This window comes from Aestuariivirga sp. (assembly GCF_046093005.1).
Classification (GTDB): domain Bacteria; phylum Pseudomonadota; class Alphaproteobacteria; order Rhizobiales; family Aestuariivirgaceae; genus Aestuariivirga.
The window spans coordinates 29,094-39,764 of the sequence record NZ_JBJTER010000042.1; the positions used below are offsets into that span (position 1 = coordinate 29,094).

Annotated in this window: 11 protein-coding genes; 5 read left to right on the plus strand and 6 right to left on the minus strand. The window is 66.2% G+C overall.

The genetic code is table 11. The features are described from left to right. Positions 1-3 precede the first annotated feature (3 nt). On the minus strand, positions 4-915 hold the full coding sequence (locus ACKOED_RS03400; protein WP_408915168.1) for a phosphotransferase: 912 nt from the start codon (positions 913-915) through the stop codon (positions 4-6). Between the two features lie 168 nt (positions 916-1,083). Between ACKOED_RS03400 and ACKOED_RS03405 the strand changes: the two genes are divergently transcribed. Genes ACKOED_RS03405 through ACKOED_RS03425 form a run of 5 tightly spaced genes read left to right on the plus strand, consistent with a single transcriptional unit; the run spans position 1,084 to position 5,878 of the window. Further along, positions 1,084-1,944 carry an FAD binding domain-containing protein gene (locus ACKOED_RS03405; RefSeq protein WP_408915169.1) on the plus strand — a complete coding sequence of 287 codons (861 nt, stop codon included), beginning with the start codon at positions 1,084-1,086 and terminating at the stop codon, positions 1,942-1,944. A gap of 2 nt (positions 1,945-1,946) precedes the next feature. Then, a complete protein-coding gene (locus ACKOED_RS03410; protein ID WP_408915170.1) occupies positions 1,947-2,420 on the plus strand; it encodes a (2Fe-2S)-binding protein in 474 nt (157 codons plus the stop codon). Positions 2,421-2,423: 3 nt separating this feature from the next. Then, positions 2,424-4,697, plus strand: a complete 2,274-nt coding sequence (locus ACKOED_RS03415) for a xanthine dehydrogenase family protein molybdopterin-binding subunit (protein ID WP_408915171.1) — start codon at positions 2,424-2,426, stop codon at positions 4,695-4,697. Between the two features lies 1 nt (position 4,698). Then, positions 4,699-4,944, plus strand: coding sequence for a MoaD/ThiS family protein (locus ACKOED_RS03420; protein WP_408915172.1), 246 nt, complete (start codon positions 4,699-4,701; stop codon positions 4,942-4,944). 13 nt (positions 4,945-4,957) lie between these two features. Further along, the gene (locus ACKOED_RS03425) at positions 4,958-5,878 is read left to right on the plus strand and encodes a ring-cleaving dioxygenase (protein ID WP_408915173.1); all 921 of its coding nucleotides are present in this window, start codon (positions 4,958-4,960) and stop codon (positions 5,876-5,878) included. Positions 5,879-6,039: 161 nt separating this feature from the next. Here ACKOED_RS03425 and leuB read toward each other — a convergent pair whose 3' ends face one another. From leuB to preA, 5 genes are all read right to left on the minus strand, one after another. Further along, the gene (gene leuB / locus ACKOED_RS03430) at positions 6,040-7,149 is read right to left on the minus strand and encodes a 3-isopropylmalate dehydrogenase (RefSeq protein ID WP_408915174.1); all 1,110 of its coding nucleotides are present in this window, start codon (positions 7,147-7,149) and stop codon (positions 6,040-6,042) included. A gap of 70 nt (positions 7,150-7,219) precedes the next feature. Then, positions 7,220-7,588, minus strand: coding sequence for a hypothetical protein (locus tag ACKOED_RS03435; protein ID WP_408915175.1), 369 nt, complete (start codon positions 7,586-7,588; stop codon positions 7,220-7,222). Positions 7,589-7,598: 10 nt separating this feature from the next. Beyond that, the gene (locus ACKOED_RS03440) at positions 7,599-8,441 is read right to left on the minus strand and encodes a universal stress protein (RefSeq protein ID WP_408915176.1); all 843 of its coding nucleotides are present in this window, start codon (positions 8,439-8,441) and stop codon (positions 7,599-7,601) included. A gap of 64 nt (positions 8,442-8,505) precedes the next feature. Beyond that, positions 8,506-9,171, minus strand: a complete 666-nt coding sequence (locus ACKOED_RS03445; protein WP_408915177.1) for a Crp/Fnr family transcriptional regulator — start codon at positions 9,169-9,171, stop codon at positions 8,506-8,508. A 186-nt stretch (positions 9,172-9,357) separates the two neighbouring features. Next, positions 9,358-10,668, minus strand: coding sequence for an NAD-dependent dihydropyrimidine dehydrogenase subunit PreA (gene preA, locus ACKOED_RS03450; RefSeq protein WP_408915180.1), 1,311 nt, complete (start codon positions 10,666-10,668; stop codon positions 9,358-9,360). Between the last annotated feature and the right edge of the window lie 3 nt (positions 10,669-10,671).

Sequence of the window (10,671 nt, forward strand, 5' to 3'; positions counted from 1 at the left end):
TACCTAGGCCCCGTAATCCGCCACATAGGCGGCGTGAACCTTCTCGAAGCGGCCGAGATATTCGCTGGCATAGGCCACGTAATCAACGCCGGGGGCCGCGAGGTAGAGTTCCGAGACCATGCCCCACACCGCTTCGCGCAGCGCGCTTGCCGCCTTCATGGCGTGGAAGGCCCGCCACAGGGATTCCGGCGGCGCCTTGCCGAAATAGGTTTCGAGGATCAGCTGTTCCCCGGCGGCATCGAAGGAGCTGTTGGCGGCAACCGAGGCCAGGTCGAACATCGCGGTGCCGAAGGCGCCATACTCCCAGTCGATCAGCCACAGGCGGCGGCCGTCGTCGAGGAAATTGGTGGGCAGCACGTCATGATGGCCGAACACGACCGGCAGCGGCACCTGCGCCGCCTCCAGCCGGTCGACGATCTCCATCCAGCGCGGAACATCGGGCGCATGGCGGTGGCCGTGGCGGACCAGCGTGTGGCCATAGTCGCGCAGGATCTGGAAAACCCAGAAGATGGCGCCCTGGCCGTGGACATGGCGGCCGAGCTCAAGGTGGCAGCGGCGCAGAATGCCGACGCAGCGTTCGGCATCGGCCCTGACATCCGCCTCGGTGTAGGTGCGGGCCTCGATATAGCGCAGCACCATCATGCCGTCCGCCGCATGCACCAGTTCCGGCGACAGGCCGGCCGCGAAGGCGGCGCGTGCCGCGATCGCCTCGCGCTCCCGCGAGACCTGGTGGCAGGGATAGTCGCCGCCCACCCGGGCCACATAGCTGCCCTGCGAATCGGTAACCTTAAAACTGATGTTGCTCACCCCGCCCCTGAGCGGCACGAGCTGCGGCGCCCCCTGCCAGATAGGGAGCGCGCGGACCCTGGCTTCGGCTGCCGCCACCGCGTCTCCGCCCTTGTTGTCCGCCGCCATCGCCCATTCCCGCCATTTATCCCCGGTTGCGCGACATCCCACGGCGGCGGGGGCGGCGTCAACCGGCGGCCAACTGTCCCGGTCAGGCGGAAATACTGTCGCAGCCGTTGACCTTGACGCCCAGCCGGCCCAATAATGCCGTTTGAATTTCCAACCAGGTGACATGACATGGAATACGCAGCACCAGAAACCACCAAGGCGGCAGTGAGCCTGCTCGCCAAGGCCAAGGGCAGCGCCTATGTGCTCGCGGGAGGCTCCGACCTCCTGGTGCGCATGCGGGGCGGCTTCGTCGAGCCCGATCTCGTGGTCGACATCAAGCGCATCAAGGCGATGCGCGAGGTCAAGAAGACGGCCTCCGGCTATACCATCGGCGCCGCCGTGTCCTGCGCCGAGCTGGGCGAGAACAAGGCCCTCGCCAAGGCCTGGCCCGGCGTGGTCGAGGCCGCCAATCTGATCGGCTCCAAGCAGATCCAGGGCCGCTGCACCATGGCCGGCAACATGTGCAACGCATCCCCCGCCGCCGACAGCGTTCCCGCCCTGGTGGCGGCCGGCGCCAAGGCGGTGATCCAGGGGCCCAAGGGCAAGCGCCTGGTTCCGGTGGAGCAGGTGGCGATCGGCCCCGGCAAGACCTCCCTCAAGAAGGGTGAGCTCGTCGAGGCGCTGGCGCTTCCGGCACGCAAGCCGCGCTCGGGCGATGCCTATCTCCGCTTCATTCCGCGCACCGAGATGGACATCGCGGTGGTGAGTGCGGGCGTCAACGTCACGATCGACGCCAAGGGGGTCATCACCGAGGCCCGCGTGGCGCTGGGCGCCGTTGCGCCCACCGTGCTGCTGGTGGCGGCTGCCGCCAAGGCGATCATCGGCACCAAGCTCGATGACGCCGCGCTGGAGAAGCTGGGCGAAGCGGCCTCCGCCGCCTGCCGCCCCATCGATGACAAGCGCGGCACGGTCGAGTTCCGCGTCAAGGTTGCCGCCGTGCTCGCCAAGCGCGCCGCCAAGATCGCCTATAAGCGCGCAGGAGGAAAGTAATAATGGCTGTTCTGGTTTCCACCACCGTCAACGGCGATCATGTCGAATTCGCCTGCGAGCCCAACGAGACGCTTCTCGATGCGCTGCGCAACCGGATCGGCCTCACCGGCGTCAAAGAGGGCTGCGGCACCGGCGATTGCGGCTCCTGCAGCATCCAGCTCGACGGCCGCCTGGTGTGCTCCTGCCTGGTTCTGGGCATCGAGGCCCAGGGCCGCAAGGTTGACACGGTCGAGGGCCTGGCCAACGGGCCTGACCTGCACCCGCTGCAGACCAAATTCATCGAACATGCGGCGCTGCAATGCGGCGTCTGCACCCCGGGCTTCCTGATGGCCGCCAAGGCGCTTCTGGAAAAGAACCCGAACCCCAGCGAAGAGGAAATCCGCTTCGGCCTCGCTGGCAATCTGTGCCGCTGCACCGGCTATGACAAAATCGTCCGCGCCGTCCAGGACGCCGCCAAAGTTATGAGAGGAGCCTGATCCATGCCGCTCGACGCATCCTATCACGCCAAGGACTTCAAGACCGTCGGTACCAGGCCGCTGCGCCCTGACGGCATCGACAAGGTGACCGGCCGCGCCAAATACGGCGCCGACCACAACGTGGCGGGCCAGCTGGTTGGCCTGGTCCTGCGCTCGCCGCACCCGCACGCCAAGATCAAGAAGATCGACACCTCGAAGGCCGAGAAGCTGGCCGGGGTGAAGGCGGTGCTGACGGCGGCCGACCTGCCTGACCTCACCGGCGGCGACAAGGGCATGTTCGACATCCTCGACAACTGCCTCGCCCGCACCAAGGTGTTTTATGATGGCCATGCCGTGGCCGCCGTGGCCGCCATCGACATGGCGACCGCCAGGCAGGCGCTGAAGCTCATCAAGGTCGATTATCAGATCCTGCCGCATGTCACCGATGTGGACGAGGCGGTCAAGCCCGGCGCCCCCATCCTGCACGCCGATTGCTTCACCGAGGGCGTCGAGCCCAAGCCGAAGAAGGCGTCCAACATCGCCAAGGTCACCAGCTTCGGCCATGGCGACGTCGAGAAGGGCTTCGCCGAGGCCGATGTGGTGATCGAGCGCACCTTCCGCACCGAGCAGACGCACCAGGGCTACATCGAGCCGCATGCCTGCGTGGCCAGCGTCAGCCCGGATGGCACCGGCGAACTCTGGGTGTGCACCCAGGGCCATTTCGTCTACCGCAATCACTGCGCCATGCTGCTGGGCATGGATGTCTCGAAGCTGCGCGTCACCTCATCCGAGATTGGCGGCGGCTTCGGCGGCAAGACCCATGTGTGGATCGAGCCGGTGGCGCTGGCGCTGTCGCGCAAGGCCAACCGGCCGGTCAAGATCGTGATGAGCCGCGAAGAGGTGTTCCGCGCCTCCGGCCCGACCAGCGCCACCTCGATCGATGTCAAGATCGGCATCAAGAAGGACGGCACCATCACGGCGGGCAAGGCGGAGCTTCGCTACGCCTCCGGCCCCTATCTCACCATGTGGGCCGAACTTGGCGCCATGACCTCCTTTGCCTGCTACGACCTGAAGAACGTCAGGACCCAGGGCTACGAAGTGCTGGTCAACCGCCCGAAGTCGGCGGCCTACCGCGCGCCGTCGGCGCCGATGGCGGCCTTCGCGGTGGAGAGCGTCGTCGACGAGCTCGCCAAGAAGATCGGCATGGACCCGCTCGAGGTGCGCATCAAGAATGCGGCCAAGCAGGGCACCAAGTCCTCCTACGGCCCGGTCTACGGCCCGATCGGCATCGGCCCGACGCTGGAAGCCGCCCGGAAGCATCCGCACATGAAGGCGCCGCTCGGCCCCAACCAGGGCCGTGGCTACGCCTGCGGCTTCTGGTTCAACTTCGGCGGCCAGACCTGCACCGACATCAATGTCGGTCCGGACGGCACGGTGACGCTGACCGTCGGCACGGTGGACGTGGGCGGCTCGCGCGCCTCGCTGGCGCTGTGCGTCGCCGAGGAGCTGGGCGTGCCCTATGGCCAGGTGAAGTGCGCGGTGGCTGACACCGCGGCGCTCGGCCACAATGACATGACCGACGGCAGCCGCGGCACCTTCTCCTCCTCGATGGCGGGCATTTTCGCCGCCCGCAACACGATCGAGGTGCTGAAGGAACGCGCCGCCAAGATGTGGGAAATCCCCGTCGAGGACGTGACCTGGGAGAACGGCCAGGCCAAGGCCATGGGGAGCAAGTATGGCAATCTGGCGCCGCTGTCGCTCAAGGAGATCGCCGCCGCCGCCGCCAACACCGGCGGCCCGATCGCCGGCCATGCCGAGATCGTGGCGGATGGCGCGGGCGTGTCGTTCGCCACGCACATCTGCGACGTGGAAGTGGACCCCGAAACCGGCCGCTCCAGGGTGGTGCGCTACACGGTGATCCAGGACGCCGGCAAGGCGGTGCACCCGGCCTATGTCGAGGGCCAGTATCAGGGCGGCGCCGCGCAGGGCATCGGCTGGGCGCTGAATGAGGAGTACATCTACGGCAAGGATGGCCGGCTGCAGAATCCGGGCTTCCTCGATTACCGCATCCCGGTGTGCTCCGACCTGCCGATGATCGACACGCAGATCCTCGAGATCCCCAACCCCAACCACCCCTATGGGGTGCGCGGCGTGGGCGAAACCTCGATCGTGCCGCCGATCGCCGCCATCGCCAACGCCATGTCGAACGCCTTCGGCGTGCGGATGACGCATGTGCCGATGTCGCCGCCGCGCGTGCTCAAGGCGCTCGAGGCCGCGAAGAAGTCCAAGAAGGCCTGATTTGGCCGACATCCACCTCTGGGGGGCGCTCCGTCCGGCCGCGGACGGAGCGTCTGTCGTTCAGATCGAGGCCAAGAACATCCGCGAGCTGTTTCGCAAGCTCGAGGAGGCCTATCCCGGCATGGGCCCGCATCTGGCGCGCGGCGTGGCGGTGTCGATCGACGGCCGCATCTACCGCGACAGCTGGGAAACAGCCCTCCCCGAAGGGGCGGAAATCTACCTCCTGCCGCGCATCCAGGGCGGCTGAACAGAGAGCCCCAATGAACCTCAAAGGCTTCCACCACCTCACCGCCGTCACCGCCGACGCGCCGGGAAACCACCGCTTCTATACCGCTACGCTCGGTCTGCGGCTGGTCAAGAAGACGGTGAACCAGGACGACACCTCGGCCTATCACCTGTTCTATGCCGATGGCGTCGGCGCGCCCGGCACCGATATCACCTTCTTCGACTGGCCGGTGGGCCGCGAGCGGCGCGGCACGCGGTCGGTCACCCGCACGGGCCTGCGCGTCGCGCATGAGAAGAGCCTATTGTGGTGGCAGCAGCGCTTCGCCGCGCTTGGCGTCAGGCAGGAGAAGATCGCCGAGGAAGCGGGCCGGCCCGTGCTGGCCTTCGAGGACCCCGAGGGCCAGCGGCTGGCGCTCATTGCCGATGACGCGGGCGAAGCCCATATCTGGGAGGGCAGCCCGGTTCCAGCCGAACACCAGATCAGGGGGCTGGGGCCGATCACCATGAGCGTGCCCGAACTCCGCGGCACCGACATGGTGCTGACCAGGCTCATGAACATGACGCCGGCCGGACAGTTCGGCAGCACCCATGTTTACCGCATGGACGGGGCCGGCGCGGTGGCGGAGCTGCGGGTGACGGTCGATCCCGCGCTGCCGCCCGCCCAGCAGGGCGCGGGCGGGGTGCATCACGTGGCGTTCAATATTCCGTATGCTGATTATGATGCCTGGACGGAACGCCTCGCCGCCATGCGGGTTCCCAACTCGGGGCCGGTCGACCGTTTCTGGTTCCGCAGCCTCTATTTCCGCGAGCCCAGCGGCGTGCTGTTCGAGCTGGCGACCGACGCCCCCGGCTTCGCGACCGACGAGCCGCTGGACAAACTCGGCACCACGCTGTCGCTGCCGCCCTTCCTGGAGGCCCGCCGCGCCCAGATCGAGGCCGGGCTGAAGAATCTGTGATTTTCGCGCGCATCGTCCCTTCTCCCGTTGGCGAAGCCAATCGGAGAAGGTGGCGCTTGGCGCCGGATGATAGCGCTTGCCCAATCCAAGTCAGATAGCGAGACCTCTCGTCACCCCCGGGCTTGCCCCGGCCATCATCACGCGCGCTGCCTTGGCCTTGCTCAGGCCAGGGCTTTCAGCTCATCGAGGATCGCCGCACCCATCTGGCTGGTCGAGGCATTTGCGGGCTGGCCGCCGGCGATGTCACGGGTGCGGATGCCCTTGGCGAGCACGGCCGCGATTGCCTGGTCGAGCTTGTCGGCCCAGCCGCCCAGCCCCAGCGAATAGCGCAGCGCCATGCCGAAGGAGGCGATCATGGCGATCGGGTTTGCCGCCCCGGTGCCGGCAATGTCCGGCGCCGAGCCATGCACCGGCTCATAAAGCGACTTGCGGCGGCCGGATTTCGGATCGGCCGCGCCGAGCGAGGCCGAGGGCAGCATGCCGAGCGAACCCGTCAGCATCGCCGCCACGTCCGAGAGCACGTCGCCGAACAGATTGTCGGTGACGATCACGTCATACTGCTTGGGCCAGCGCACCAGCTGCATGGCGCAGTTATCGGCCAGCACATGCTCCAGCTGGATATCAGGGTATTCCTGGCCGTGCACGCGTGTGACCACCTCGTTCCAGAGCACGCCGGTCTTCATCACGTTGCGCTTCTCGGCGGAGGACACTTTCTTGCGCCGGGTGCGGGCCAGTTCGAAGGCGACGCGGGCGATGCGCTCGATCTCGAAGGTATCATAGACCTGCGTGTCGATGCCGCGCTTCTGGCCGTTGCCGAGGTCGGTGATGGTCTTGGGCTCGCCGAAATAGACGCCACCCGTCAGCTCACGGACGATCAGGATGTCGAGCCCTTCCACCACCTCGCGCTTGAGCGAGGAGGCATCGGCCAGCGCCGGATAGCAGATGGCGGGGCGCAGATTGGCGAACAGGCCCAGGTCCTTGCGCAAGCGGAGAAGGCCGGCCTCTGGCCTGACGTCATAGGGCACCTTGTCCCATTTGGGGCCGCCCACGGCGCCGAACAGCACCGCATCCGAGGCCATGGCCTTGGCCATGTCGGTTTCCGAGATTGCCTTGCCATGGGCGTCATAGGCGGCGCCGCCGACCAGCCCGCGGTCAACCTCGAAACGGGCGATGCCTTGCGCGTTGAACCAGGCGATGATCGCCTCGGCTTCCTTCATCACCTCCGGGCCGATGCCGTCACCCGGAAGCAGGAACAGATTGTAACTCGCCATGATGCAGCGCCCCGATCAATTGCCGTTTCGGGCGCGATGGGTAGCGGCTTGCCCCCGCCGAAGCAAGGGCCTAGGCGACTGGCTGCACCCGCACCACCCGGAAGGTGCGCAGGCCATCATCCTCCCGGATCGAGACATATTCGCCGACCTTGAAGGCATGATCATCGAACCGGTAGCCCTGCTCGTCATCCTCCGCGTCCGACGCGATGTCATAATGGAAGGCCCAGCTGCCGCCGGGCTTGCGCACCAGATGGCCGATGTCATCGTCCTCGTTCGGACGGAAGCGCACCACGCGGCAGTGATCGCGGTGCTTGTGCCATTCCTCCGGGATGATCTTGCCGTGACCGTCCAGGGGAGCCGCGAATTCATAGCCGATATCGCCCGTGCCTTTCGGATGATCATGGTCACGCGCCAGTTCGAGGCGAATCTTGCTCAGCATGAACCTCTCCTCAATGCGACATCAGCACGGGCCGCGACATGCGGGTGAGCACGAAGCGGGTGGCGCCGCCGAAGATGAATTCGGCGAGCCGGCTGTGCCCATAGGCGCCCATCACCACCAGCCCCGCGCCGGTATCGTCGGCGCAGCGCAGCAGCGCCTGGCCCTCGTCCTGGCCGTCGGTGGGGTAGCCCTGGGCCTCGGCCTTGACGCCGTGGCGGGCCAGCGTCTCGGCGAGGTCCGCGCCCGCGGCGCTGCCGCGCAGCGACGGCTCCTTCTGCGGATCGACCCAGACGATGCGCACCTTGCGGGCCTTCTTGAGAAGCGGCAGCGCGTCGAACGCCGCGCGCGCCGCCTCGCGGCCGCCGTTCCAGCCCACGATGATCTCGTCGAGCGAGATCGCGGCGCTGCCCTGATAGGGCAGCACGATCACCGGCCGGCCGGCTGACATGATCACCTGTTCGACGAAATCCCGCTCGACCCCCGTGATCTCATCGGGGTTGGTGGCGGAAACCACCAGAAGATCGGCGCAGCGGCCAACCGCCAGAACTTCCTCGGCGATCACCGGGCTGCGGGCGTCAAGCAGATGAAAATCATGGGGCAGCGCCTCGCGCCGCATGGCCTCCTCGAAGGCCTGCTTCACCCGGGCGGCATTGTCCTTGAAGAAGGTGCGGTTGCCCTCGAACACCTGGGGGGCGGCCTCGAAGCCAACCGAGGGATAGACCTGCACCGACGGGATCACATAAAGGCCCGAGACATGGGCGCCCGTGCCGCGCGCCAGGCTCACCGCGGCCGCGACCAGCTGTTCGAGGCGGCCGACTTCATTCAAGGACACCAATATCGTCTTGTAGCTCATCGCGTTACCCTCTCCTGTCTGGGAGTTTTATGGCGCATCCCGAATGACCGGTCATTGACGCCGATCAATGACGGTCGCCATCCTGTCCGGCGGCCAGTGCAAGCCGTTTCAGATCCGGCACCATGATCAGCCGGCTGGTGCTGAGCCGGATGACATGGCTGGTCTTGAGGCGGGTGAGCTGGCGGCTCACCGTCTCAATTGTCAACCCGAGGTAGTCCGCCATGTCTGACCGGGTGAGCGGCAGCTCAAAAGCGGCCGATCCGGCCTCGTTCTTGTGGGCGCAGCCGCCAAGCATGCTGCGGCGGGCCAGCATGTAGAGAAAGCTCGCCACCTTTTCCTCGGCGGTCTTGCGGCCGAGCAGCAGCATCCAGTCCCGCGCCGCGTCGAGTTCGTCCAGCGTGTGCTGGAACAGCCGCTGCTGCAGTCCGGGATATTCGCCGACCAGGCGCTCGAAGGCGGCATTGGGAAAGGTGCAGATCTCAACGTCGGTCGCCGCTTCCGCCGTGTACGGATTATTCTTTGAATAGGCGCGGCCGAGGAAATCCGGCGCGAACAGCAGGCCGACGATCTGCTGGCGGCCGTCCGGCAGGGTCTTGGTGAGCTTGATGGCGCCCGAGATCACATTGGCGAAGAAATCGACCGGATCCTCGTCGGAGATAATGGTCTGCCCGGCGCGGATCTTCTTGCGGTGGGCGATCTGCGCAAGCTTGCGCACCTGGGTTTCGTCCATGGCCCCGCAAACCGCCTGGTGGCGCACAGTGCAATGCTCACAGCGTTGGAGCACGTCCGGAAGCGCGGTTGCGGCTGTTCCATGCATGACGATCAACTTATCCTTAAGCAGCGGCTCCGGCAAGCGCCGTATCGAACCGGGCCACGCAGTTGCAGAGGGACTTTCACTACCGAGCAGGAGTTGTGTTCATTCCGCGGCCTTCAGGGCCATGGGATTATTCGGGTGCGTTGTCCAGTTGGCATAGTTGGGGTCGATCTTGCGGCCGGTGCGCGGATCGACGCCGTCGGTCATCCGCACCATGGTGATGCAGCTCTCGACCGGGCAGACCTCGACGCACAGGTTGCAGGCCACGCATTCGGCATCGATCACCTCGAAATGCCGCTTGCCGTCCTTCTCCTTCATGATCGCCTGGTGCGAGGTGTCCTCGCAGGCGGCATAGCAGCGGCCGCATTTGATGCAGAGATCCTGGTCGATATGGGCCTTTGTCACATAATTGAGATTGAGATACTGCCAGTCCGTCACATTGGGAACCGCGCGGCCGCGGAAATCCTCGATCGTGGAATAGCCCTTCTCGTCCATCCAGCGGGCAAGGCCGGTCTTCATTTCCTCGACGATGCGGAAGCCATAGGTCATCGCCGCGGTGCAGACCTGCACGGTGCCCGCTGTCATGGCGATGAATTCCGCCGCGTCGCGCCAGGTGGTGACGCCGCCGATCGCCGAGATGGGCAATCCGCGGGTTTCAGGGTCGCGGGCGATTTCCGCCACCATGTTGAGCGCGATGGGCTTCACCGCCGGGCCGCAATAGCCGCCGTGGCTGCCCTTGCCGTCGATCGCGGGTTCCGGCGCGAAATTGTCGAGGTTGACCGAGACGATCGAGGAAATGGTGTTGATGAGTGACACGGCATCGGCCCCGCCGCGCTTCGCCGCGCGTGCCGGATAGCGGATGTCGGTGATGTTGGGGGTAAGCTTGACGATCACCGGCAGGCGCGAATACTGCTTGCACCAGCGGGCCACCATCTCGATGTATTCCGGCACCTGGCCCACGGCCGAACCCATGCCGCGCTCGCTCATGCCATGCGGGCAGCCGAAGTTGAGTTCGATGCCGTCGCAGCCGGTCTCTTCCACCCTTGGCAGGATCGCCTTCCAGGACTCCTCCTGGCAGGGCACCATGATCGAGACGATCATCGCGCGGTCCGGCCAGTCGCGCTTCACCTGCTTGATCTCGCGCAGATTGACCTCCAGCGGCCGGTCGGTGATCAGCTCGATGTTGTTGAGGCCAAGGAGCCGCCGGTCGGCGCCATGGATGGCGCCGTAGCGCGGGCCGTTGACATTGACGATCGGCGGGCCCTCCTCGCCCAGCGTCTTCCACACGACGCCGCCCCAGCCCGCCTTGAAGGCGCGGACGACATTGTATTCCTTGTCGGTCGGGGGCGCCGAGGCGAGCCAGAACGGATTGGGGGACTTGATGCCGATGAAATTCGAGCGAAGGTCGGCCATGGG

Coding starts and splice junctions, on each gene's coding strand:
- ACKOED_RS03400 (WP_408915168.1), bottom strand. CDS start 915: ATGGCGGCGGACAACAAGGGCGGAGACGCGGTGGCGGCAGCCGAAGCC.
- ACKOED_RS03405 (WP_408915169.1), top strand. CDS start 1,084: ATGGAATACGCAGCACCAGAAACCACCAAGGCGGCAGTGAGCCTGCTC.
- ACKOED_RS03410 (WP_408915170.1), top strand. CDS start 1,947: ATGGCTGTTCTGGTTTCCACCACCGTCAACGGCGATCATGTCGAATTC.
- ACKOED_RS03415 (WP_408915171.1), top strand. CDS start 2,424: ATGCCGCTCGACGCATCCTATCACGCCAAGGACTTCAAGACCGTCGGT.
- ACKOED_RS03425 (WP_408915173.1), top strand. CDS start 4,958: ATGAACCTCAAAGGCTTCCACCACCTCACCGCCGTCACCGCCGACGCG.
- leuB (WP_408915174.1), bottom strand. CDS start 7,149: ATGGCGAGTTACAATCTGTTCCTGCTTCCGGGTGACGGCATCGGCCCG.
- ACKOED_RS03435 (WP_408915175.1), bottom strand. CDS start 7,588: ATGCTGAGCAAGATTCGCCTCGAACTGGCGCGTGACCATGATCATCCG.
- ACKOED_RS03440 (WP_408915176.1), bottom strand. CDS start 8,441: ATGAGCTACAAGACGATATTGGTGTCCTTGAATGAAGTCGGCCGCCTC.
- ACKOED_RS03445 (WP_408915177.1), bottom strand. CDS start 9,171: ATGGACGAAACCCAGGTGCGCAAGCTTGCGCAGATCGCCCACCGCAAG.
- preA (WP_408915180.1), bottom strand. CDS start 10,668: ATGGCCGACCTTCGCTCGAATTTCATCGGCATCAAGTCCCCCAATCCG.